Source organism: Olleya sp. HaHaR_3_96 (assembly GCF_019278545.1).
Lineage (GTDB): Bacteria > Bacteroidota > Bacteroidia > Flavobacteriales > Flavobacteriaceae > Olleya.
Map to the genome: position 1 here is coordinate 3,706,204 of NZ_CP058987.1, position 24,519 is coordinate 3,730,722.

20 protein-coding genes are annotated in these 24,519 nt (G+C 32.6%); 12 read left to right on the forward strand and 8 right to left on the reverse strand.

What is annotated here, in order from left to right; genetic code table 11:
- The first annotated feature begins 36 nt into the window (after nt 1–36).
- The 3 genes from pheT to H0I26_RS16325 all read left to right on the forward strand — a co-directional run bounded on the left by pheT (nt 37) and on the right by H0I26_RS16325 (nt 3,047).
- Entirely contained in the window at nt 37–2,466 is a 2,430-nt protein-coding gene (pheT, locus tag H0I26_RS16315) for a phenylalanine--tRNA ligase subunit beta (protein WP_218700016.1), read from the forward strand.
- 2 nt (nt 2,467–2,468) lie between these two features.
- The gene (locus H0I26_RS16320; protein WP_101019368.1) at nt 2,469–2,666 is read left to right on the forward strand and encodes a hypothetical protein; all 198 of its coding nucleotides are present in this window, start codon (nt 2,469–2,471) and stop codon (nt 2,664–2,666) included.
- Between the two features lie 156 nt (nt 2,667–2,822).
- Nucleotides 2,823–3,047, forward strand: a complete 225-nt coding sequence (locus tag H0I26_RS16325) for a DUF2007 domain-containing protein (protein ID WP_101019370.1) — start codon at nt 2,823–2,825, stop codon at nt 3,045–3,047.
- Nucleotides 3,048–3,099: 52 nt separating this feature from the next.
- Here H0I26_RS16325 and H0I26_RS16330 read toward each other — a convergent pair whose 3' ends face one another.
- On the reverse strand, nt 3,100–4,722 hold the full coding sequence (locus tag H0I26_RS16330) for an ABC-F family ATP-binding cassette domain-containing protein (protein ID WP_101019372.1): 1,623 nt from the start codon (nt 4,720–4,722) through the stop codon (nt 3,100–3,102).
- A gap of 153 nt (nt 4,723–4,875) precedes the next feature.
- On the opposite strand from H0I26_RS16330, the gene H0I26_RS16335 reads away from it, so the two are divergent.
- On the forward strand, nt 4,876–6,303 hold the full coding sequence (locus H0I26_RS16335) for a peroxiredoxin family protein (protein ID WP_218700017.1): 1,428 nt from the start codon (nt 4,876–4,878) through the stop codon (nt 6,301–6,303).
- Between the two features lie 66 nt (nt 6,304–6,369).
- On the opposite strand, the gene H0I26_RS16340 is transcribed toward H0I26_RS16335, so the two are convergent.
- From H0I26_RS16340 to H0I26_RS16355, 4 genes are all read right to left on the reverse strand, one after another.
- Nucleotides 6,370–6,726 (reverse strand): heavy-metal-associated domain-containing protein, encoded by a 357-nt coding sequence (locus H0I26_RS16340; protein ID WP_101019376.1) that lies wholly within the window; start codon nt 6,724–6,726, stop codon nt 6,370–6,372.
- A 21-nt stretch (nt 6,727–6,747) separates the two neighbouring features.
- Nucleotides 6,748–8,982, reverse strand: coding sequence for a TonB-dependent receptor (locus H0I26_RS16345; protein WP_218700018.1), 2,235 nt, complete (start codon nt 8,980–8,982; stop codon nt 6,748–6,750).
- A gap of 2 nt (nt 8,983–8,984) precedes the next feature.
- Nucleotides 8,985–9,716 carry a heavy-metal-associated domain-containing protein gene (locus H0I26_RS16350; RefSeq protein WP_218700019.1) on the reverse strand — a complete coding sequence of 244 codons (732 nt, stop codon included), beginning with the start codon at nt 9,714–9,716 and terminating at the stop codon, nt 8,985–8,987.
- 69 nt (nt 9,717–9,785) lie between these two features.
- Nucleotides 9,786–10,196 (reverse strand): HYC_CC_PP family protein, encoded by a 411-nt coding sequence (locus H0I26_RS16355; protein ID WP_256935159.1) that lies wholly within the window; start codon nt 10,194–10,196, stop codon nt 9,786–9,788.
- A gap of 135 nt (nt 10,197–10,331) precedes the next feature.
- Here H0I26_RS16355 and H0I26_RS16360 point away from each other — a divergent pair, with 135 nt between their 5' ends.
- The 5 genes from H0I26_RS16360 (at nt 10,332) to H0I26_RS16380 (ending at nt 15,690) form a co-directional block, all read left to right on the forward strand.
- Nucleotides 10,332–11,123, forward strand: coding sequence for a DUF3108 domain-containing protein (locus H0I26_RS16360; protein WP_218700020.1), 792 nt, complete (start codon nt 10,332–10,334; stop codon nt 11,121–11,123).
- 6 nt (nt 11,124–11,129) lie between these two features.
- Nucleotides 11,130–11,582: an FUSC family protein gene (locus H0I26_RS16365; protein WP_218700021.1), complete on the forward strand. Its 453-nt coding sequence runs from the start codon at nt 11,130–11,132 to the stop codon at nt 11,580–11,582.
- A gap of 290 nt (nt 11,583–11,872) precedes the next feature.
- Entirely contained in the window at nt 11,873–13,432 is a 1,560-nt protein-coding gene (locus tag H0I26_RS16370; RefSeq protein WP_218700022.1) for a M28 family peptidase, read from the forward strand.
- Nucleotides 13,433–13,511: 79 nt separating this feature from the next.
- On the forward strand, nt 13,512–14,354 hold the full coding sequence (locus H0I26_RS16375; protein WP_218700023.1) for an SIR2 family NAD-dependent protein deacylase: 843 nt from the start codon (nt 13,512–13,514) through the stop codon (nt 14,352–14,354).
- 868 nt (nt 14,355–15,222) lie between these two features.
- Nucleotides 15,223–15,690, forward strand: coding sequence for a hypothetical protein (locus H0I26_RS16380; RefSeq protein ID WP_218700024.1), 468 nt, complete (start codon nt 15,223–15,225; stop codon nt 15,688–15,690).
- A gap of 126 nt (nt 15,691–15,816) precedes the next feature.
- On the opposite strand, the gene H0I26_RS16385 is transcribed toward H0I26_RS16380, so the two are convergent.
- A complete protein-coding gene (locus tag H0I26_RS16385; RefSeq protein WP_218700025.1) occupies nt 15,817–17,370 on the reverse strand; it encodes an IS1182 family transposase in 1,554 nt (517 codons plus the stop codon).
- Nucleotides 17,371–17,712: 342 nt separating this feature from the next.
- On the opposite strand from H0I26_RS16385, the gene H0I26_RS16390 reads away from it, so the two are divergent.
- The 3 genes from H0I26_RS16390 (at nt 17,713) to H0I26_RS16400 (ending at nt 21,399) form a co-directional block, all read left to right on the forward strand.
- Nucleotides 17,713–18,312 carry a YrbL family protein gene (locus tag H0I26_RS16390; protein WP_218700026.1) on the forward strand — a complete coding sequence of 200 codons (600 nt, stop codon included), beginning with the start codon at nt 17,713–17,715 and terminating at the stop codon, nt 18,310–18,312.
- Nucleotides 18,313–18,387: 75 nt separating this feature from the next.
- The gene (locus H0I26_RS16395; protein ID WP_218700027.1) at nt 18,388–18,918 is read left to right on the forward strand and encodes a hypothetical protein; all 531 of its coding nucleotides are present in this window, start codon (nt 18,388–18,390) and stop codon (nt 18,916–18,918) included.
- A 549-nt stretch (nt 18,919–19,467) separates the two neighbouring features.
- Complete coding sequence (locus H0I26_RS16400) at nt 19,468–21,399, forward strand: hypothetical protein (protein ID WP_218700028.1); 1,932 nt, start codon at nt 19,468–19,470, stop codon at nt 21,397–21,399.
- Between the two features lie 168 nt (nt 21,400–21,567).
- On the opposite strand, the gene H0I26_RS16405 is transcribed toward H0I26_RS16400, so the two are convergent.
- Nucleotides 21,568–22,938 (reverse strand): spondin domain-containing protein, encoded by a 1,371-nt coding sequence (locus H0I26_RS16405; protein ID WP_218700029.1) that lies wholly within the window; start codon nt 22,936–22,938, stop codon nt 21,568–21,570.
- Nucleotides 22,939–23,037: 99 nt separating this feature from the next.
- Nucleotides 23,038–24,516 (reverse strand): sensor histidine kinase, encoded by a 1,479-nt coding sequence (locus H0I26_RS16410; RefSeq protein WP_218700030.1) that lies wholly within the window; start codon nt 24,514–24,516, stop codon nt 23,038–23,040.
- Nucleotides 24,517–24,519: the final 3 nt, after the last annotated feature.

Genomic DNA, 24,519 nt, shown 5'->3' on the forward strand with positions numbered 1-24,519 from the left:
AGTATTGTTATATTTGTGGTCTTAATTAGTATAAAAATGAAGATTTCTTACAACTGGATTAAACAATTTATTAAAACAGATTGGACTCCAGAACAAACTAGCGAATTACTGACAGATTTAGGACTTGAAGTAGAAGGTTTAGACCTTTACCAAAGTGTAAAAGGTGGCTTAGAAGGTGTTATAGTAGGCGAAGTTTTAACTTGCGTACAACATAGTAATGCTGACAAATTAAAAGTTACAACAGTAAATATAGGACAAGAACAACCCATACAAATTGTCTGTGGTGCACCAAATGTTGCTGCTGGACAAAAAGTACCTGTTGCAACTATTGGTACAACACTGTATACTGAAGAAGGGGAAGCTTGGACTATCAAAAAAGGAAAAATCAGAGGTGAGGAAAGTCACGGGATGATTTGTGCTGAAGATGAGTTAGGTTTAGGAAAATCTCATGATGGCATCCTAGTATTACCAGAAGATACTATTATTGGTACTGCCTGTGCCGATTTATTTGATGTAGAAAATGATCAAGTTTTTGAAATTGGATTAACTCCAAATCGTGCCGATGCTATGAGTCATTATGGTACAGCACGCGACCTAAAAGCAGGATTACAACAAAAAGGAATCACAATAGAGTTAATTACACCAAGTGTTAGTGCTTTTCATATCGATAGTAGAACACTTAAAATTGATGTTGATGTCCTTAATAAAGAATTGGCACCAAGATATTGTGGTGTTACTATTTCTGGATTAAAGGTTGAAGACTCTCCAGAATGGTTAAAAAACAGACTAAAAGCTATTGGTTTATCTCCTATTAATAATATTGTAGATGCTACTAATTATGTGTTACATGATTTAGGGCAACCATTACATGCTTTTGATGCGAGTAAAGTAAATGGAAATAAAATTGAAGTTAAAACATTACCAACAGGAACTAAATTTACAACTTTAGACGGTGTGGAGCGTGAGCTACATGAAGACGATTTAATGATTTGTGATGCAGAGAAACCGATGTGTATTGCTGGTGTTTTTGGAGGTTTAGATTCTGGTGTTACAGCTCAAACGACTACTATCTTTTTAGAAAGTGCTTACTTTAATCCAGTAAGTGTACGTAAAACAGCAAAACGTCATGGATTAAATACAGATGCTTCTTTTAGATTTGAGCGCGGTATTGATCCTAACATAACAGAATACGCTTTAAAACGTGCTGCTTTATTAATACAAGAAATTGCTGGTGGAGAAATTACAAGTAATATTACTGATATCTATTCTAATAAAATTGAAGACTTTCAAGTTAGGTTAAGTTTTGAAAAGGTGACTAAATTAATTGGTCAAGAAATCCCTACGGAAACTATAAAATCAATACTAACGTCTTTAGATATAAAAATAAATAGTGTGACTGAAACAGGTTTAGGCTTAACTATTCCTGCATTTAGAAATGATGTGACAAGAGAAGCAGATGTTATTGAAGAAATCTTAAGAGTCTTTGGTTATAATAATATTGAAACTAACTCTAAATTGAATGCGTCAATATCAAACGCATCAAGATTTGAAGATTATAAATTACAAAACGTGGTTGGTAATCAATTAGCTGCTCAAGGTTGGTTCGAGATTATGGCTAACTCGTTAACTAGTGCCAATTATATAGCATTAACAGAACAGTTAAAAGCAGCACATAATGTAGAGATGTTAAACCCTTTAAGTCAAGATTTAGGTGTCATGCGTCAAAGTTTATTATTTTCTGGTTTAGAAGCTTTAAGTCACAATATTAATAGACGTCAATCTAATTTAAAGTTTTTTGAATTTGGAAAAACGTATCATGATTACGATGGAACACGTGAAGAGTATAAGCATTTATCATTGTTTATTACTGGTTTTAAAACGGAAGAAAGCTGGTCTAATGCACCACAGGCTAAAACAAATTTCTTTTTCTTAAAAGGAAGTATTGCAAGTACGCTAGACCGTCTAGGCATTTCACGTTACCAAGAAAGTGCGACTACAAGTGATGTGTTTTCTGAAGGACTACAGTTAAAAATTGGAAGAGACACTTTAGTTAACTTTGGTGTTTTAAAATCTAAAATAACAAAGCATTTTGATATTACTCAAGACGTGTTTTATGCTGATTTTAATTGGGACACTATTATTGAAGTTGCTAAGCGTAATAAAATTAAGTTTACGGCTATTCCTAAATATCCAGAAGTACGTCGTGATTTTGCATTGCTTTTAGATGACAATGTTACGTTTGACAGTTTACAAGCTATCGCCAAAAAGACAGAGAAGCAATTACTTAAAAAGGTTAACTTGTTTGATGTCTACCAAGGTAAAAACTTACCTAAAGGGAAAAAGAGTTACGCCCTTAGTTTTACTTTTATGGACGAGCGCCAAACACTTACTGATAAAGTGGTTGATAAAATCATGAATAAATTACAAAATAATTTTGAGCGTCAGCTTGGAGCAGAATTAAGATAATTATGGAATCACTTAGAAACAACAAGCTTTATAATTTATTTACAGGACTATTACTTCTTGGTTTTGGTAGTTATAGATTATACCAGCATTACACCGCTAGTCCAACGTTAGATACGTTTAGATTAATTATATCAGTAGCCTCTATTGGTTATGGTGTGTATGCCCTTTATAATTATACACAGTTAAAAAAACAAGATTAAAATAAAAAAGCCTTCAATTAAATTGAAGGCTTTTTTATTACCAACAAGCTTAATAGAGCTTCTAATTTGATTTTTTAACAAAATCATAGCTTTTATTTCACTTTACTTATACTCTATTTTTTTGTATCTTTAGTAAACACTATAAATACAATACATATGACAGACTATATAAAAATTTTTGAAGGAAATTTTATTACCGTTCAATTAATAAAATCACGATTAGAAGAGATTGGAATTAACCCAGTGATTAAAGATGAAAACGAATCTGGTCGATTAAGTGGTTTTGCAGGTGCAAGACTTCCGGAAGTCTTTGTTCACAAAAGCGAGGAGGAAAAAGCACGACCTATTATTGAGTCTATTCAAAATGAAACAGAAGCTTAAAAAAAAAGCCTTCAGAACAATCTGAAGGCTTTTTTTATTATAATAACTTAAATTATCTGGTGTACATTTTATCACGCAGTTCTTTAATTTTTGGATCTTGCATATAATCATCAAACGTTGCATATCTATCAATAACCCCATTTGGTGTTAACTCCACTACTCTATTAGCTACCGTCTGTGCAAACTCATGATCATGTGTTGTAAATAACATGGTCCCTTTAAAGTTTTTTAAAGAGTTATTAAATGCAGTAATACTTTCTAAATCTAAGTGATTTGTAGGTTCGTCTAATTGTAATACATTAGCTCTTGTCATCATCATTCTAGATAACATACAACGTACTTTTTCTCCTCCAGATAAAACATTACATTTTTTTAATGCTTCTTCACCACTAAAAATCATTTTCCCTAAGAAACCTCTAATATTGACTTCTTCACGTTCTTCTTCTGTTTGTGCCCATTGACGTAACCAGTCGACTAACGTCATATCGGTACTTTCAAAAAACGAACTATTATCTAATGGAAGATAAGATTGTGTCGTTGTAACGCCCCAATCAAATTTACCAGCATCCGCTTTTAAATTGTCATTTAAAATTTCATAAAAAGCGGTCGTTGCTCTAGAATCTCTTGAAAAAAGCACCACTTTATCTCCTTTTTGAAGGTTTAAATGGATGTTTTTAAATAACACTTCGTTATCAAGCGCATACTCTAATCCTTCAACGTTTAATATTTGATCTCCAGCTTCTCTATCACGATCAAAAATAATAGCAGGATAGCGTCGACTTGTACGTCTAATATCCTCAATATTAAGTTTGTCAATCATTTTCTTTCTACTGGTCGCTTGTTTACTTTTTGCTACATTGGCAGAAAAACGACGAATAAAGTCTTCTAATTCTTTCTTCTTCTCTTCCGCTTTCTTGTTTTGTTGCGCATGTTGTCTTGCTGCTAATTGAGACGACTCATACCAAAACGTATAATTACCCGAAAAGTGGTTGATTTTACCAAAATCGATATCACTAATATGTGTACAAACCGCATCTAAAAAGTGTCTATCGTGAGATACCACAATAACACAATTATCGTAGTTAGCTAAAAAGTTTTCTAACCAAGAGATGGTTTCGTAATCCAAGTCATTGGTAGGCTCATCCATAATAAGCAAATCTGGATTTCCAAAAAGCGCTTGTGCTAATAACACACGTACTTTTTGTTTACCATCTAAATCTGCCATTAACGTGTAATGAAACTCTTCTTTAATTCCTAAATTGGATAACATTGCTGCAGCATCACTATCTGCATTCCATCCATTCATTTCTTCAAATTGCACTTGAAGCTCTCCTATTCTATCTGCGTTTTCGTCTGTATAATCTGCATATAATGCATCTATTTCAGTCTTAATTTTATAAAGTGCTTTATTCCCTTTTAAAATAGTTTCTAAAACAGTGTCTTCATCATGCTTATTGTGGTCTTGTGTTAAGACCGACATACGTTTTCCTGATTCTAAATGTACTTGACCGGACGTTGGATCTTGTTGTCCAGAAATAATTTTTAAAAAGGTTGACTTCCCTGCTCCATTTGCTCCAATAATACCGTAGCAATTTCCATTATTAAAAGTGGTACTTACTTCGTCAAAAAGCACACGCTTACCGAATTGGACTGATAAATTTGATACTGATAACATATACTTAGTTTTAATTTTGTGCAAAAGTAGAAAATTAAGCCGAAATAGAAGCTATACATTACTGTTTAATAAGTTTTAACAACGCCTTAACACGAGAACAGTTATGCAACCCATATTTTTGTTTTAATATGAGTTGCCCTTATAAATTAACATATGTCTTATAGACCTTTATTTTATACAATAATCTGCCTAAGTGTTTTACTTTCTTGTAAGAAAGATAAAAACGTCATTGAAGAAAACACAGCGTTTTTTGGTGGAGAAATTATTAATCCAAGTAGTAATTACATTATTTTATACAAATCGTCGGATATAATCGACACGGTTTATTTAGACTCTAAAAATCGTTTTAAGTATAACTTCAAAAATTTCGAATCCGGTTTATATAATTTTTATGACGGAAAGGAATCTCAAGCTTTTTTAATCCAACCACAAGACAGCATCATGATTCGTGTTAATACGATGGAATTTGATGAGTCTTTAGTTTTTAGTGGTATTGGAGAAAAAGAAAATAATTATTTAATGGAATTATTTCTGGAGACAGAAAAACAAGAACAAGAAGTTTTAGAAATTAGCCAATTAGAACCCAAAGCATTTGACAAAAAACTTTGCGATATAAGAAAAACAAAATTAGAGCGTTTAAAAGCATTTTCTTTAAAACATAACACGTCTGACTTGTTTAACTTATTTGCTAATGCGAATATAGATTACAATTATTATTACAGTAAAGAAGCCTATCCTTTTATAAACTATAGTAAAAACGAAAGTGAGATTTTTAGTAATCTTCCTGCAAACTTTTTTGACTTTAGAAAAGACATAGACTATAATAATAACACTTTAAGAGACTACAGACCTTATGTGTCTTTTTTAAGATTTCATTTTAATAATATTGCTTTACAAGAGCATTTTAAACACTCTGAAGACGATACTTACAACAATCAATCTTTAGATTACAATTTAGATAAGCTAAGCTTAATAGAAGAAAAAATAACAGATAGCTTTATTAAAAACAGGTTATTGTATTATAACATGATCAAATTTATCAACGCCTCTAAACATGTCGATGATTTTGATGCACTTTTAGCCTCTTTCCAAGAAAAAAGCACCAATAAAGATCAGAAAGCTAAAGCTAATAGGTTAGTTAATTCTTACAAACGTTTAAAACCAGGACAACTGATTCCTGATTTAATGGTTGTGGATAAAAATGAAGACACATATCATTTAAAAGACATCATAAATAAGCCAACACTTATTTATTTTTGGGATGCAGGGGATCGTTACCATTTAAAAGTATGTCATGAACGTGCTAAAGACCTTCAAAAAAAGTATCCAGAGTTTGATTTTATTGCTATTAGTGTAAACGCTATAAGTAGCCAAGAGCAAGGAGAGGTTTTAAAGCGTCACCGCCTAGGCTATACTAATGAGTATCATTTTGAGAATGTAACAATGGCGATAGAAAATTTATCACTAAAACCGATTAATAAAGTTTTTATAGTTGACAAAGACGCTAAAATTGTTAATCCAAAAGCGAATATGTTTGATATTACTATTGAAAACGAAATGTTAGCCCTTATCAATAAATAAAAGACTTATATTTATAAAAAAAAAGCCTGCAATTGCAGGCTTTTTTTTATGCTTGTTGATTGAGGATTACTCCTTTTTATGGTCATCTTGCACCTCTTCGTCTCTATATTTGCAGCAATTATGTACAGATCCATATGCTTCATCCGTAGCTTTAAGCGCTTTAGTATCATGCCCTACTCCTGCCACATTCGCTTCTATTGTTTTTAAGTCTGTTTTGTTTTCGTCAAAAATCAATTTTAGCTCGTGTGTCTCCACACTCCAAATGGCACTTTTAACCCCTTTGGTTTTAAAACATGCTTTTTCAATTCTTGATTTACACATTGCACAAACGCCATCCACTTCTAAACTTTCTCTTTTATTTTTGTCTTGAGCAAAAGTGACTGTTGTTGCAATCATTAATAATACTAATACTAGTTTTTTCATTTTATTCGGTTTTATAATTTTCTATTTCAGTTTATATCTTAATCCTGCGTAATACATACTTCCAAAAATTGGACCATATACAAAGTTAGTATCAAAACTTGAGCCAAACGGATTGTCTGCACTAACTATTGGATTATTTTGTCTAACATTGGTAATATTCTCTCCTCCTAAATATACTTCAAATTTTGGAGAAAACACTCTTGTTATTTGCGTATTCAATGTCCCAACCGTATCGGAATAGTCATCTAATTGATATTGTATTGGGTTGTTATTTGTTGAAGAGAAGCGCTGCTCGCTTAACCAGTTATAGGTTAAATCAAATTTCCAATTGCTATTATTTTTAATCTCGGTTTCATAGGATACATTTCCAAACACACGATGTTTTGGTGTTAAAGGCTTTGCTAATTTCCCGGTTTGGTATTGCGTTTTTACATCATAGAATTTATAGGCCGTTCTCAGATTAAAATGTTCGAATACATTATAATTAAGTTCTACTTGAAAACTATTAGCATAGCTATCGCCTTCTAAATTGTAAAAACTTACTTCTTGTGCATTTTCTAAATCTACTACCACTTGATTTTGAAAATCTGTACGATAAAAATCAAAAGTTATATCCGCTGCTCTGTCAAACAAATTAAAGCCTTGTAAATACGACACACCATAATTCCATGCTATCTCTGGATCCAAACCGTAAATAGCTCCAGTAGTATTTAAAATAGAAATAGCACGTGAAGAGGCAAATAAATTTTGATTCTCGGCAAAGATATTCGCACTACGCTTACCACGTCCAACAGAAGCTTTAAAAGCTGATTTACTCCAAGGCGAATACCGCATGTGTACTCTAGGCGTAATAAATTCACCTAACAAATTATGAGAATCCACACGCAAACCGGCTGTAAGTGTAAATAATTCTAGATTATCAAAAGAATACTCGAAAAACCCACCAAAACTACGTTCTGTTCTTGCAAAGTTTTGCGCAATAGCAAACTCGTCGTAAGCATCATAAGTAAAGTTAACACCCGTTTTTATTTTATGTCTAGAGTCGTCAATAATAGAATTATAGATCACGTTAGAGTAGATACTGGTATGCTCTATATCATATTGATTTAATCCAAAATAAGACTCTTGTTTATGGTTACTAAGCGCAAACTGGACGCCTAAACTCTGCCAAGGTATTTCTGGATTGACGTAACCTAATTTTGCAGACAACTCATACCGTTTAGTATCAATCTCACTTCCCCACGCATTAGTTGTAAGCTTATCTGTGTCTGGATCAAAATCTAACTGCCCCGATTGTTTATCGTCGCTTAAATAACGTAAGTTGATAAAACTAACAAACCCTTTTTCAGGATCAGTATATTGCCAACGATTCATCACATTAACTTGGCTATAAATTGGCATATCCATAAATCCATCTGCATTAACATCATGTTTTTCTTGATGTGTATTACCATGTAAATATAAACCTGTGCTCCATTTTTCGGATACTTCTGTATTAAAATGTGTGTTTAATTCTAATCGTGTACTGCTTGCGCCATAAAGATTTACAAAAAAGGCATTATCGGTGGTCGGTTTTACTAACTCTGCATTAATCTGTCCAGCAATACTTTCAAAACCATTAACTACACTTCCTGCACCCTTAGTAATCTGGATACTTTCTACCCAAGTACCAGGTATAAAACTAAGTCCAAAAGCTTGAGAAGCACCTCGAATAGACGGTATGTTTTCCGTCGCAATTAGAATATATGGACTGGACAAACCTAGCATTTTTATTTGTTTGGTTCCAGTAACAGCATCACTAAAATTAACATCAATAGACGGATTAGTTTCAAAACTTTCTGACAGATTACAACATGCTGCTTTTAATAATTCTGCACTACTAACCAAAATTGTGTTTTGTGCTCTAAGATACGATCTAGACGATGCTTTTTTCCGAGACTGCACGATCACTTCATCTAAATCGCTAGTGGGATTAAGATAGTGCGTAATAGGTTTTGCAGTTGTAATAGTTAAGGTATCAGTTTTAAATCCAACATAACTAATCACAAGTTGTTTATATTCTGGTTTAAATGGTATTGTAAATTGTCCATCAATATCAGTAGACGTCCCAACACTAGTCCCTAACCAAATTAAATTAGCTCCAAACAACGGTTGTTCTTTAGTGTCTGGATTAGCCTCGTGTATGACCCCTGTTATTTGGTCTTGCCCAAGCATTACAAATGGTACAAAGCATAATAAAATCAATAATTTCCTCATAACTAATTATAGATTTTAATTAGCATCCAAACAGCCATTATTAGCATAATCGTGTTTTCTATAAACGTCGCTTTAGTCATAGGTAACTTTAATGCTGTCCCTAAACACGCACATTGTATGGTCTTTTTACTTAATAATGTTTTAGAGACACCAATGGTTGTTACTCCTAATATGACTATGGTTGCTATTAGTGCCAAAGGCAACTGCACGCGTGTTAAAAATAACAGCCCCAAAGCTAACTCGATAAACGGGTAAACAAAACCATAACCAGGAATGGCTTTAGCCAATGGATCGTACATTTTAAAACTTTCCGGAAACCCTTTTAAATCTAAGAGTTTAAAAAAGCTGAACACGATATAAAATAAGCCCATAAAATCTAACATAACACCAGAGCCATCCCAGGGCTTATAATTTAAAATTATAGCTGCTGCGGAAATATAACCAAAGATTAAAAACAAAGGAAATAGTTGTTTCCATTCACTTTTCTGGTTATTAATTGCGCCTGAAGCCGCCGATCTATGTTTTGCCTTTTGTCTGTCTTGTATTTTAAACTTATCAGACAAAGCACCTTGTAATTGGTCTATTGGAATAAGTTGAGAGCAGTGTATTGTAGCTTCGGCTTGCTCTAAATTAACCGAAACATCTGTAACCTGTTTTATAGATTGTAAGGCTTTTTCAACTGAAGCTTTACATCCATTACAGGTCATGCCTGTAACTGTATAAGTGTGTATCATTATAAATATAATTTAATAAAATTAACCATTAATATATTCCGCTTAAGCGAAACAAAAACAAGTAATTTATCAAATAATATAAACATCGTGAAGCACTTGAAAATCAATAATCAAGTTGGGTGGTGCATAGTTTTTATGCGGAATACTTTGTTTTGGTACACGCTTGAATAACTGAGAATAGGTATAAACAAACGACTTAATAAAGTACTGTGTACTAAACTGTAGATCGTCAAACGTATTAATTTTTAACTGATCTTGGCCTGTAATAACTTCTATTTCGTTTTTACAACATCCTTTCGTTTTTACTGTAACGTCAGTTGTAGCAACATCTACACCGCATTGCTTAGCTTTCGTAAAAATGGAAATATCTACCAAATGTTCTCCACAGTAGTGACTCTCTATAGTAAAAGACAATGTTGAAACCAACACCACTAATGCCATGACAATAGATACTCCTTTATTTACAATTGTTGTAATCACATTACAAAAGTACAAAATAGATTAATTACTAGTCTAATTTTAAAAAAGCTTTTACGAAGCATTCGAAATTAGCACAATAATTTCGGCACAATTAATGTTAAGTTATATCTTTGACAATTAAATACTAATTTTCCTATGAAATTTAAATTAACCCTATTATTAACTCTTATAACCTTGACCTTTAGTTTTGGTCAAGATAATAGAGCGTTTAGTGCAGGAGAAAAACTAACCTTTTCTGCCGCTTACAACATGTCTGGTATATTAACAGATATAGCGGAAGTAAAAATGGTAGCTAGCCAAATGAAAACTAGCTCGTCTACATTATTACATTTAAAATGTACAGCAACTACGTATAGTAATTTTGATAGTTTTTTTAAAATTAGAGATTTATATGAAAGTTATGTAAATCCTAGAACCATTACCCCTTATTTATACAATAGAGAAATTAATGAAGGTGGCTATTACAAGTATGTTAAATACAAATACAATTATAAATCTAATTTAGTAGAGAGCTTGATTAGAAAGAAATCTAAAAATTTCGAGTCTGGATTTTGGGATAAAAAGGAAAAAGTTAAAATAAGTGGAGGTACTAGAGACATTGTGGCAACCATTTATAAAATTAGAACCTTAGACATTAAAAAAGCACCAGTAGGAGCTTCTGATACTTTTACTGTTTTATTTGACAATAAAGAGCATAAATTCCGATTTAAACTACTTGCTAAGGAGACTATTAACACTGCTCTTGGTAAAAAACTGTGTTATAAATTAGCCATTAGTGCTGCAGGAAGCAACGTCCTTAAAGGAAGTAACGCTAATATTTTATGGTTAACAGCAGACGAAAACAAAGTCCCTGTTTATGCTAAATTTAAAATAGCAGTTGGAAGTGGTGAGTTAAAAATAAAATCTGCAACAGGATTAAAAAACTAAGATACGATGAGAAAAGCAAGTATAATTTTAGGATTAATTTTTGCTGTATTCGCAGTAATATTAGCTGTTTTGCCTTTATATAAATTATCTTTTATCCCGGCAATACTGGCCTTTTTATTTGGCTTATTAGCCTTTTTTAAAGCTAAAAAAGAAGAAAAACCAACGCATGTTATTCAGGTTATCTTCTTGCTAACCATTATTAGCTTAGCACTAGCGACCTATAAAACGATCTTTACTGTGTCGGAAGTTGGAGACACCAAAGACTTGCAACAAACGGAAGAAAAATTAAATGAAGAAGCTTTAGACGATTTAGAAGGTATGGACATCCCCATGGATGATTTAGAACAAATAGAAGATCAATTAAACAAAGAAGCTTTAGATGATTTAGAAGGTATGGACATGCCTTTAAAAAAAACAGATGCAAAAGATGAGTTAGAAGATATAATTATTATGGACTAACCTCTAGTACTAAACTTAGTCTTCTTACACTATTTACAGTAGTCATACACTGCTGTAACAACATTTTATTATAGCTTCTAAATTTTTAATTTAGAAGCTATTTTGGTTTTAATATATTGTTCATTGACATCAAAGCTATAGTACAATACAGGTCTCAAACATCTAATTATGACGCCTTAAAAACAAAGCTATTATATACTAATAACAGCTGTGTTAAAATGAAATAATAAGTTGGTTAACACTTAATTTTTCACGTATTTTTGAAAGTATAACCTTTTAAACATTTTTAAATGAAATCTTTACTTTCAATAGCGGCTTTAAGTCTATTATTTATTGCGTGCGGAAGCTCTCAAAAAAGCAAAACGACAAGTTCTAAAGTTACAGACCCAAGTGTATATGCTGCCACTATAACGCAAGCCGACTTAAAAACGGCTTTATACCAATTTGCATCAGACGAGTTTGAAGGTAGAGAAACAGGTGCTGAGGGACAAAAAAAAGCCATTAAATTTTTAAAAGACCACTATATTTCATTTGGCGTTCCAGCTGCTAAAAAAGATGGGGATTACTATCAAAATGTTCCCTTAGAAGTACAATCTAAACCAGATGTTGCTCTTACCATAAATGGACAAGCACTAAAAAACATTGAAGATTTTGTTTCTATAAACCCAATGGAAACTAGCCAACTACAAGCGACCGAAATAGTTAATTTAGGTTATGGAATACAAGATGATGCTTTCTCTAATTACGACAACATCGATATTAAAGATAAAGTCGTGTTTTTTATAAATGGCGAGCCTAAAAACCCAGATGGTACTTATGTTATCTCTGGTACTAAAACCGCTTCAAAATGGTCTAATTTTAGAGAAGAATTTGCCTTAAAGCGTGATTTAGCCCAAGAAAAAGGAGCTAAAGCAGTACTTTATTATAACCCAGACGTTTTTGCTATGGCTGCCTTACGTTACGGGACCTCAAGTGGTAGAATGAGTTTAGTAGGAAAAGAAAAAAGCATGTTTTACTTTTTAGTTAACACACCTACTGTTAAAGCATTATTTAATAAAGACGTGACTAGTTATGACAAATCGTTTAAAAACGAAACGCTTACAGCTAATTTAAACCTAGACTTTACTAATAACTCCAAAGCTTTAGCTTCAGAAAATGTAGCTGCCATTATTAGAGGCTCAGAAAAACCAGACGAATATATTATAGTATCTGCACACTTAGATCATGAAGGAATAAAAAAAGGAGAAGTCTATAATGGTGCTGATGATGATGGTTCTGGTACCGTTGCTGTACTAGAGATTGCACAGGCTTTTGCCAAAGCAAAAAAAGAAGGACATGGGCCAAAAAGATCCATAGTATTTTTAAACGTTACTGGAGAAGAAAAGGGCTTATTAGGTAGTAGACATTACACAGACAACGATCCTATTTTTCCATTAGCCAATACAGTTGCTAATTTAAATATTGACATGATTGGTCGTACAGATCCTGAACGTAAAGAAGGTGACCGCAATTATATTTACTTAATTGGAAGTGATAAGTTAAGTACGGAATTACATGATATATCAGAAATGGTCAATACCAAATACACTAATGTAGAACTAGATTATACATATAACGAAGAAAACGATCCTAACCGTTTTTACTACAGATCTGACCATTATAACTTTGCAAAAAACAACATCCCTGTCATTTTTTACTTTAATGGTACACATGACGATTACCACAGAGCTAGTGATACCCCAGATAAAATAGAATACGATTTATTAGAAAACAGAACACGACTAGTGTTTTATACCGCTTGGGAATTAGCCAATCGTGAAGATAGAATTGTAGTTGATAAAGGAGAATAAAACTTCCACATATCCCGTAATATTTACGGGATATGTGGAACAAAAGTTACTATATAACGAGTTACCACCAATTAGAAAAATGATAGACGATAGAATAATAGAGCAACTGAAATTTTGTCTTGAAAAAGATAAAAAAATATCCTTTTTGGTTGGGGCTGGACTTTCGGCTGAAAGTGGAATTCCTACATTTAGAGGAAAAGATGGATATTGGGTTTCTGGTTCAAAAAACTATAAAGCAGAAGATATTGGAACATTTCGAATGTTTAATCTTGCTTCCCAAGAAGTTTGGAAATGGTTTCTATATAGAAAATCTGTTACTGAGAAAGCAAAACCAAACCAAAGTCATATTTTACTAAAAGAAATTGAAGATAATTTAGAAAATAATTTTGCTTTGATTTCTCAGAATGTTGACAGCCTTCATAGAAAATCAGGAAATTCAGAAGAAAGAACATTTTTAATTCACGGAGATTTTGACTTTGTAAGATGCGGAGATGAATGCTCAAAAGAATTATATCCATTTCCAAAAGAAATTAATCTTACAGACAGAAATAAGGACATAATAACAGAAAGTGAATGGAAAGCTTTAAGATGCCCTAAATGTGGAGAAGATTTAAGACCTCACGTTTTATGGTTTGATGAATATTATGACGAAAAGTACTTTAAAAGAGATAGTGTTCTTAAAATTTCCAAACATACAGGAATCTTATTTGTAATAGGAACTTCTGGAGCAACAACATTGCCTCAAATGGTTGCTCGAAATGTTTTTGCAAAAGGCGGAATGATTGTAGAAGTAAACATAGAGGAAAGTTATTTTAGTGAACTTCTTAAAAACAAGAAAAAAGGAATTGTAATTAATCAGAAAAGTAGTCCTTTTTTAACCGAATTAAATGAAGAAATAAAAAAACTGGTGGTAATCGAGTAGACGGCTCCGACTAAAATAGCCGGAGTGCGCCTCTCACACCACCGTACATACGGGTCTCGTATACGGCGGTTCGTAAATCATCACGCCAAAGCTCTTTTCACCCTTGACACTATCTTCTAATTTAGGCATAGGCTACCACTAGTGCTCCTATGCGAATTTTGAAGAGAATTACGTTCAGTCCTTCCTTACTTGTGAGACCTTCTGAGGTATTGCCTCAACTCGTGTCCTGTAAGTACTATGACCTCTGCTGACTTCTCCATATAGCTAACTCGTAACTTTGGAGATCTCCCCAGGTAATGGCATCTTCTTTCTCTCAATCACTGCCGTATCTACATAATTATCCTTTTGGTACTATTTGGGCGTTACAATGATGTGCTTGCTTACCCGAATAACTATGCCTCTGTATACGATTTCTGTTTAGTTTATGCTGAGCGCAGTCGAAGTATCTGTACCGAGTTTTGTAGTGGTATTTGCTCAATAATCAATCACAAATAGCCTTCAGGTAAAACCTCACGGTTTTCACCCTTGCGACTTACTAATGCTTCAATAAGCCTGTCCTGAGCGTAGCCGAAGGGTTACTCCTGCGCATAAGGGACTTGCACCCTCTAGATTAATTATTTACCTTTAGGTAAATTAAAAGATGCCCATGCTGGGCACACACAAGGTATAAAAAACATAGGGCGGTTTAGGCTTGCCGAAAGGTCTGTGTTTATTTATAAAGTCGCCAAATATAAAATTTGGTATTTTCAACAAAAAAGATAAAAGCAAAATATTATATTTGGCTTAGTAACAAACCGAAACGTATCGCTTATCACCTGCCCTACGTTTCTTATACTAAACGTTAGCTACAATTACAAAAAAATGTAAAATGAGAATACTTTTAATCTTACTATTTTTTACACTTATTAGTTGTGATTTAAACGATACTAAAACAGTTAATAAAGAGCAGAAAGGAAAAATAGAGGGAAAAATAAAATATCATAAGCCTGACTATAAAAAAAAAGACTCTCTTAGTATATTCCTGAGTTCTGGAATTGATAATGAAAATATCACAGAATATTGGGCACTTACAAATTCTGATATTAGAAACTTTGAAAAAATTAATTTGACAAATATTAATATAGAATTACTTATTAGAAATGGAAAAGAACATTTATTAAAAGAGTTAGAACCAATTAAACTAAAATTTTCGGAAATATCTATTCAAAATGTAGAAACGACTGACAAAAAAAATGAAATTTTTATTGGTATTTTAAGTTTTGAATATAGAGAAAATATGTTCCAAATGATACCGATTTTATTAGATGGAACTATTATTTTAAGTAGCAATCAATAATAAACTGTAGCTAACAATGGTAACCGTTGCACAACCCCTTAAAAAAGTATAAAAACAGCTTAAAATCTTTGATTTTAAGCTGTTTTTAATTTTGACTCTCCGTATTTTATCTAAAATTCAAGTGGCTTAAAACATAGCATTCGAACGCTTATTAGGTGGTTTTTGGTGCTTTTTGGTGCTTTTAATAAAAGCAAGTAGTCCTGCTATACTTTCTGGCCCGTTTTTCATATATTTTAAATACTTTTTAAGATTATAGGCTGTTGCGGATAGATGCATACACTTATTAGCTTGTTTAATCCCAAGGGTATTTACTTTTCCCATGCCTAAAAACTGGGTTAGTGTACCAAAAACAGGTTCTACCGTGCTTTGTCGTTTTCCTTTCATATAGCTTCCTTTTTTACTATCAACTCGTACTATATTCCGCATGTATTCTGCGCGGTAATACGTTACGGAAAATGACTTTTCTTGTGCCGTTTTGCTTAAGCAAGCGCTTCGTATTGGGCAATCTATACAAAGTTTTTTTGAACCTCTATAGGCCTTCTTTTTGGTGTTGCTCTTCTTTTCGTAAAACACCTTTTTAAAGGGGATTATCTTCCCTTGGGGGCAGGTGTAGTGATCTTCTTTTTCATTATAAATAAATTCATCTGGGCCTCCTTTAAAAGTGCCGTGTGGCGGAATGTAACTCGTAATATCCTGCTGTTCTAAAAAAGCATAATTCTCGCCACTACTGTAACCAGTATCCGCGAGACAGGTGTCTATAGTAAGACCAGATTGCCATAAACGTCTTTTTACTCGTAATACAATATCAGGTAAATGCTGACTGTCTTTGCCATCGGCATGATACGCCTTGATGTCGCTTATTACATGATGTGCGGCATCTACCGTGAGCTGACTTGAATAGTTTAATTTTCTTGCTTTTCCTGGTTTTACACTTATGCGAGCATCGGGATCGGTTGGACTGTAATGCGTTTTATTACTCGTATAACGGGAACCTTTATTTCCTGCTCCAGGGCGATGGTTTTGATCTTTTGACCATTTTTTGTTTCGGCTCTTTATCGCTTGTAATTCCTGACGGCTTGCTGATAATTCTTGTTGCGATTTTGGGGCTTTATTAACCTTAGAGCTACGAAAGGGTAACGTTTTATCTCTATTGCTTATATGTCGTACTGCTCGTAAATGAGATTCTAAATCTTCTTCTGGCACTTTAAGTTCTAAGCTATCCATAGAAGCATTTGCTTTAACTGGTGCGGCGTCGATAACTTGGGTGTGACCACTTACCATTTGCATGTCTACGCACATTTTGAAAACATGAGTAAGTAGACTTTCAAAAACGGACTCTGGGTACAGTTGATGTGTTCTACTTAACGTGGAATGCCATGGTAATTCTTCATCGATATCATAGCCTAGAAAATAAAGAATATCCAGTCGAAGACTACAATGTAATACCAGTTTTCTATCGCTAGTGATATTCTCTAAATACCCCACTAAACAGAATTTGAAAAACACTACGGGATCTAAACTTTTTTGTCCACAGTTTCCGTAATAGATTTTTGTTTGATTCCGTAGAAACTCTAAGTCTAAAATTTCTGATAATCGTCTATAAAAATTGTCTTGGGGAACCCGACGACTCAACTGGAAATTGTTGAATAATTTCTCTTGATATATTTTTGTGCCTTGCATTACTAAATATACGAAATTTATATATCTTTAACAACACGTTGTGCAACAGGCACACCGTGTATAATTAATTGCTTTATTCTTAATTATTTGCGGATATTCCTTCGAGATTTATACTCAGTAATTATTTATTAACTTAGACGCTTATATACTCAACTAGGCATACACGTCACACCGAATATAGGCCTAATTATTACAATAATTAATCCTATATTTGTCTAAGATTTTTGGGGTAGTTCACTTTCTATTCGGCTATTACGTGCTTAACCACGTAACCATCCATACACAAAAACACTGGCAACAATATTACATATACTATATAAAATTCAAAAACACACATAATTAATGATTAAAATTGGAGAGAAAGACTATATTGGTCAAGGGACGTTTCAAAAATGTTATATTCATCCTGACAATAACAATTTCTGTTTAAAAATAAGAAAAAACGTACACTCTAATAAATTCCGCATAGATCAAGAGATTCAATATTACAAAAAAATACAAAAAAGAAACACAACAATTCCTTATATCTCAAAATATTATGGTGAAGAAAACACTAATTATGGTGTCGCTTCTGTTTATGATTTAATAAAGGATGAAACAACGAATAGTGTTTCTTTATCCATGTATGATTATTTAATAATGGATAAATCTCCTTTTTCAGATGATTTATTTGTTTCTGAATTAGACAAATTAAAAAAGAAGTTAATTAAGAATAAAATAATTATTAGGGACCTAACTGCTAAAAATATTTGCTGTAAAATATTAGCTAATAAATCTATAGAATTAATAATTATTGATGGTGTTGGTCATCGAGACTTTATACCTTTTGTCGAATGGATTCGTTTTTTCACTAAGAGAAAAATAAATAAAATTTATAAAAAGAAAAAATTACACTCTATGGACGAACATAGAGCGTGGTTAGCCTCACAAAACATATATTAAACTTAAATATAATAAAAAAACTACTGCCAACAACTCATAAAATTCATGGTTACATTTAAACTTAAACAAACCACTATGAAAGTAATGAAGTTGATGGTTTTTCTTTTAATTTTTACATCTTGCGCCATACAGAAAAATAAAAAGAACGTTGACTATAAAGACGTGACTTTAAATATAAAAACAAAAAAAACTTTATACAAAAGTAATCGTTGGGTTAAATTATATATTGTCATTAAAAATAATTCGAACCAAGACATAATAATATTAAAGCCCTCAAATGAATATGGATATCAGATGGGTTTTTACAATGTTAAATATCAGTGTGAAGAGCAAAGCATAACCGAAGCCACCGAGCTACCAGTAATCAAAAAGACAGAAGCAGATTTAATTACTGTCATGGCAAAATCAGAAATAGAATTAGAATTAAAAGGGAATTTATACGATGTAATTTGTAACAGTTCAAAAATAACACAGGTAAAAATTTATTATGATACTACTAAAGATCTGTCTGAATGGATAATAAATAAAATAGGTGCTGAGCATAAAATGCTAAAAGATAAATTAACAAAATTAAAAATAGAAAGTAACGAGATTACAATTGAATAATAACATTTACTAACACCGGTAACCGTTGCACACCCCTATAGTATTTTAATAGATTGAGTAAATTATGCCTTTTTAAGCGGCTTAATTTTTATTATTTATTAAGATTCACCTTTATTTTGATGTGCCTAAATGGAAGTCTATTGCCTTTGCCCATATTATATCAATTTACGATCACTTATTATGTTTTCTATATATCCTAAAAAACACAACTGAGTCAATACTTTTCTGACCAATACTACCATAATATGGCGCTGTAAGTTTATAGAGATATTCTAAATCCAATACCGAATGAAGTCGTCTGTAGAAATTTTGTTAGGGAATACGTTCACTCAACAGAAAATAAGTAAACAACTGTTCTTGATAGTTCTTCCCCCTCTACATACCAGTAATTTACAAATAATATCTTGTCAATATCAAACGATTCCGCTAACTTTATCAACAGAGTTGTACAACAGGTACACCCTGTAAAACAATTACGGTTTAGTGCTTAATCAGATGTAGCAAACCCGCAACTATTCTTATACATAAACGTTAATGTCCATTAGACTTATGATAAAAAAGAAAGTATTAGAAAATATAATTCAAAACAAGGTTCCCTCTATTGTATTAACAAAATTAGAAGAACATGGATTCAAATATTTAAAATCACAAAAGACATTTAAGAAGACCTCAGACGGAATAGAATATCAATTGAGATTGTTAACACAGCAATCCACATTAGAATATATAGAAGAAAGTGATGAGCCAAGAATATATTTCTCCATAGCAGGTAGCATTAAATACATTGAATATGAAAAGTGGTATAAAAAAACTTTTGATGAAGAATCAAGAATGAATATTGGAACAAATGGAATCAAAGTTTATCTCGTTCCAGATATTAGTGATTTTAATTCATCTTCATACTATGTTCCATCAAAGTCTCAGGCTTTCAAATCAATGGTTACAAAATCATTGATTATAGGTAAAGAAGAAGCTGAACTTCTTAACATTAACGAATATATTGAATCTGGACTTTTTAAACTACTTGATGAATTAAATTCTAAATCAAACCCAGAAATTTTATTTGAAACACGTGAGTTTCCGCTACAATATACTTTTCTAATGCATTTTTATGGTCACAATAAACTTGCACACAGCCAAATTCGTAAGACATATAAATATTATTTAGATACAATAAATAAAGAGGAGAATCCCAAGAGAGTTATCCAAATGTTTGAGAAATTCCTAAATGATGTAAGGAAACTTAACGGTTTGGAATTAGAAAATCCTTTTAAGCAGGCAATTAAAATAAAATCAAATCTTAATGAGAGCAGACTGAATTTTCTTCCAAATTCTGGATACTCTGAAAACCTCAGAATTGATATCAGAAATGTTGATTTAAATCAAGTATTGTTGAATATTAACGGGGAGATTATCTTATACATTAATAATTCAAAGCTCTTTATCCTGAATTCAACTGGTACCCTTAAAAGCGAAATTACTATTCCAATACAGAAAGGGTTCGATAAACTTAATTGGGAAATACCATTAGGATATGAAAAGAAACACAAAGTTACCTATGCCAACAATCTACTTATTTTCGATGATGGTACAGTTATAGAACTTGAAATCCCGAGACAAACAAAAAAAAGCAAACATAAGCAAAGTTCCAATTTTAAGGATATAAAATTCATAGATAATAGCATTTATGTAACTTATCAAAAAACACTTATCAAGTATTCAATTGAAGGTGAATTTGTTGAACAAAAAGAGTTTAGAGAAGTTCTTGACAAAATAATTACATCAAAAAAATGGGTAATTAGTGCCAATCGCATTTTTGATTTTGACGGCAATTTAAAATATGAATACAAAGTTGGTCATGGGAACAACAAATGGAAGATATCTAACAGTGAAGACTCAATAACTTTTTACGGTTATTCTACAAAATCTCAATATTATGAGTTTAAGGGTAAAAGTAAAACACTTTGGGCTCACCCTACTTTTAAAAAGGGTTATAAGGAAACTTTATATTCTGATACACATCACAATTTTGATTTGTCAACTTTGACTTTCTCCCCAGATGACTCGATTATGGTTGGAAGTGGCCATCATGGGAAATATGTAGCATGGCGAAAGAAATCTTTTGAACGTTTTGAATTAATTCCTAAGGATGAGGTTATAGCACTACTGGAACCATCTTCTAAGTCAATAAGAAAAGGAGATGCTTTTATTAATATTGAAAGTAAGCCCGAAATTATAGAAATAGACAATGTCAAATATTTAAAAAACAGAAGTAATAGTGCTGGAGAAACATTTTTTATAAAAAAAGGAGAATTCTTCGTTTTTGATATACCTTCTATAAACTTAATTACAGTATGGAATAAGGATTTTCAAAACATCTTCTACGAAAAGTCAAATGGCAGAATCGAATTTTATGGCCAGAATCAATTCACTGAAAGAAATAATGATGAACTAATTGTATTTAAAAGAAACGGACACTAACAAAATACGATGTCAAAAAATAAGTTAAAACCGCAAAACATTTAATTTAGTCTTTAATTAATAAATTGAGATGGTTTTTAAATCAATTTTGTTTGTTAACTTCTTAAATCACAAAATCCGCGTTTTACAACAAAGTAAAACGCGGATTATATAAAATACTTTATAATTTTAGTTTGCGGTAATTGTAATTTTTAAAACAGTATTAACATTTGGGTAGTCGTAACCATCGTTAACATCAGTTATTAATTGAACAGCTTCTGTTTCATTAATTCCAGTATCTGCAGCTAATTGATTAGTCACTGTGTTTGGACCAATGGCAGGCTGTTCGTTAACTTCGGTTCCTGCATCCCATAGGTAAACCATACTCGTAATATCGCCACTTAAAGGAGTTCCGTTTTCACTGAATAACTCAATTCCTGTGTCTTGAGTAGCAAATAAAACATCATTAGTAGCAGCTAGCATACTTGCAAATGACAAGCTATTTCCGGTTTCAGCTGTAAAACTAAAAGAGTAAATACCTCCTGGTAATAAAGGTCCTGGTGCACTATTTCCAACAGGCGTATTAAAAACATCACCCGAAATTTGCCCTTCTAAAGCACTTAGATTATCGCTTAAAACTGATACATTTCCATCTTCAGCGATATTTTCTAAACCTAAGTCGTAATCTGCACTTCCTGAAGTAAATAAAGGCATACTATTCCCTTCATGAACCACCCAGATTCCAGGAGATGACGGAAAGGTAACTCCCGTGTTTTCTGCAGTATATTCACTTAAAGGTGCTGCATTTCCATCTTCAGAAATATCTTCCACACCTTGACCGTAGTCAGGTTCACCTTCTGTAAATAAAGGGTTTGCACCACCATGAACCACATAAACACCAGGTGACAAAGGCGCAACAGAGGTCCCCGCGCTAGTATCTAAACTTGCTGTTGCCAAATCTTCAATAGACACAGTAAACAGTGTACCTTCCGTATGTGTAATGGTTACTGAAATTAATTCGTTTACTTCTGGATAATCAAACATAAAGCCATTGGTTACGTCTGCAATTTTTAATACGTTTCCGTTTTCTACTTCTCCGGTATCAGGACCAGACTGCATTCCTACTGTATTAGGACCAACAGCAGGCTCTTCATTAACTTCCGTTCCGGCATCCCATAAATAGACTTGGTCGGTAACATCTCCCGAAATTGGCTCTCCATTGTCATCATAAAATGCAATCCCATTACCATCAGGAGCAAAAAATAAATCATTGGTTGCCGCTAGCATTGTCACAAAAGACAATTTTTGACTTCTACCAGCATCAACAGTAAATTCGTAACGTTTTCCAGGAGTTGCTGGTCCAGGATCCGTGTCTCCTACAGGTGTATTAAATACTCCTGAGTCTATAAAACTATAGGCACTACCAATATTTTCAATACTTACTGTAAAATTAGACGTTTCGTTTGAGCTTGGATTTACTATAGTACTGTCGTCGTCACTATCGCAACTTGCAAAAAGTGTAATAACGGATAAAAGTGTAATAAATTTAAAATTTTTCATTTGTAAATATGTTAATGATTATATATCTGCAAATATCTACCAAGAGTATCACCAAATTATAACGCCGAGATAACCAAACTATAAATTATTACATAAAATTTATAACGAAGCCACTCGATTATGTACAGGTAAATTAAAATAAAACTCGGTACCTTGATTTAAAATACTATTCACTTTTATGGTTGAATCATGAAGATCCATAATCTTTTTAACAATTGCCAGCCCAAGTCCACTACCTTTTGTTGCATCAGAATAAAATTTACCTTTACGGTAGCGCTCGAAAATATGAGGTAACTCTTGAGATTCAATGCCTCTACCCGTATCGGAAACTTTTACCATAACTTGATCTTTTTCTCTAAAAAGCTCTAAGGTTACCACGTCTCCCTTTTCGCAATGTTTAATAGCATTGTCTATTATATTTTGCAAAGCACGATCTATTAAGGCAATATCGGCATATACTAAAGGCAAATCTTTAGAATATATAGTATTAATACTCACCCCTTTATCTTTGGCGATAATACGGTATTTATCGGCAATATCTTGAATAATTTCTGCCATTTGTAACGCTTCAGGTTGTACCGCTTTTTGATTGGCTTCCAAAACACTTAATTCAAATAAATCATTAACTAATTTTTTAAGACGCTCTGAATTTTTAAGTACAATTTCCATATAGCGATTCTTTTCCTTTTCAGATAAAGCATCCCCCTTAATCATAATCGTTTCTACAAAGCCTTGAATAGACGCTATGGGTGTTCTTAAGTCATGCGAAATATTTGCAATAAGTTCTTTTCGTAAGTTGTCTACACTTTGTAAATCCTGAATATTACTTTGAATGGTATCGGCCATGTCGTTATAGGTATTGGCTAACAACCCCATTTCGCCATGCTGCACACCTGTAACACGGGCATCATGATTACCCTTTTTAAAGGAGGTAAACGCGGCAATAATTTTATTAAAATTTCTTGTAATAATATAAATGGAGAGTAATGCGACTAATAATGCAGCAAATAGCGCATATAAGATATTACGCATGCTTAGTTTACGAATATAACTGGCTTCGTGTTTTTTAATAAGTGAGTCATAATCGTTACCTCCTACTATAGTATAAATATAACCTACTTTTTGGTTATTATAAAGATAGGGTGCTGCTGAAAATATTTTTTTAGTTCCCGGTAATTTTGGGTCGTCTCCTTTGATAAACACCTCACCATCTTGGGCAATAAATTCTGTTATAGGTTTTAAATCGATGCTTGTGGCTTTCACCTCTTTATTCATGGCTACATGTTTAAGGATATTACCATCTAAATCTAACAAGTAGACTTCGGTCGCAGGATTTGTAGCCATAACATGATGCATCAGACTGCTCATTTTGGAACCTACTACCGAGTCGCCATTGTAAAGTCCTTGAATTTCTTCAACAATAAATCCTGCTACATTTTTATTTAAGCCTTGAGTAATTTCGTCGTGGTAATCTTCTGAAAGTTGCGTGGATGTTCTTGTAATTAAAAAGGCTAGTACCACAAATAATAGGGTGAGTATACCAGCAATTTTGTAAAATAAGGTGTTTTTTGTTTTCATAAT

Excerpts from the sequence above, each read along its gene's own strand:
- pheT (WP_218700016.1), top strand. The coding sequence starts at position 37 with ATGAAGATTTCTTACAACTGGATTAAACAATTTATTAAAACAGATTGG.
- H0I26_RS16320 (WP_101019368.1), top strand. The coding sequence starts at position 2,469 with ATGGAATCACTTAGAAACAACAAGCTTTATAATTTATTTACAGGACTA.
- H0I26_RS16325 (WP_101019370.1), top strand. The coding sequence starts at position 2,823 with ATGACAGACTATATAAAAATTTTTGAAGGAAATTTTATTACCGTTCAA.
- H0I26_RS16330 (WP_101019372.1), bottom strand. The coding sequence starts at position 4,722 with ATGTTATCAGTATCAAATTTATCAGTCCAATTCGGTAAGCGTGTGCTT.
- H0I26_RS16335 (WP_218700017.1), top strand. The coding sequence starts at position 4,876 with ATGTCTTATAGACCTTTATTTTATACAATAATCTGCCTAAGTGTTTTA.
- H0I26_RS16340 (WP_101019376.1), bottom strand. The coding sequence starts at position 6,726 with ATGAAAAAACTAGTATTAGTATTATTAATGATTGCAACAACAGTCACT.
- H0I26_RS16345 (WP_218700018.1), bottom strand. The coding sequence starts at position 8,982 with ATGAGGAAATTATTGATTTTATTATGCTTTGTACCATTTGTAATGCTT.
- H0I26_RS16350 (WP_218700019.1), bottom strand. The coding sequence starts at position 9,716 with ATGATACACACTTATACAGTTACAGGCATGACCTGTAATGGATGTAAA.
- H0I26_RS16360 (WP_218700020.1), top strand. The coding sequence starts at position 10,332 with ATGAAATTTAAATTAACCCTATTATTAACTCTTATAACCTTGACCTTT.
- H0I26_RS16365 (WP_218700021.1), top strand. The coding sequence starts at position 11,130 with ATGAGAAAAGCAAGTATAATTTTAGGATTAATTTTTGCTGTATTCGCA.
- H0I26_RS16370 (WP_218700022.1), top strand. The coding sequence starts at position 11,873 with ATGAAATCTTTACTTTCAATAGCGGCTTTAAGTCTATTATTTATTGCG.
- H0I26_RS16375 (WP_218700023.1), top strand. The coding sequence starts at position 13,512 with ATGATAGACGATAGAATAATAGAGCAACTGAAATTTTGTCTTGAAAAA.
- H0I26_RS16380 (WP_218700024.1), top strand. The coding sequence starts at position 15,223 with ATGAGAATACTTTTAATCTTACTATTTTTTACACTTATTAGTTGTGAT.
- H0I26_RS16385 (WP_218700025.1), bottom strand. The coding sequence starts at position 17,370 with ATGCAAGGCACAAAAATATATCAAGAGAAATTATTCAACAATTTCCAG.
- H0I26_RS16390 (WP_218700026.1), top strand. The coding sequence starts at position 17,713 with ATGATTAAAATTGGAGAGAAAGACTATATTGGTCAAGGGACGTTTCAA.
- H0I26_RS16395 (WP_218700027.1), top strand. The coding sequence starts at position 18,388 with ATGAAAGTAATGAAGTTGATGGTTTTTCTTTTAATTTTTACATCTTGC.
- H0I26_RS16400 (WP_218700028.1), top strand. The coding sequence starts at position 19,468 with ATGATAAAAAAGAAAGTATTAGAAAATATAATTCAAAACAAGGTTCCC.
- H0I26_RS16405 (WP_218700029.1), bottom strand. The coding sequence starts at position 22,938 with ATGAAAAATTTTAAATTTATTACACTTTTATCCGTTATTACACTTTTT.
- H0I26_RS16410 (WP_218700030.1), bottom strand. The coding sequence starts at position 24,516 with ATGAAAACAAAAAACACCTTATTTTACAAAATTGCTGGTATACTCACC.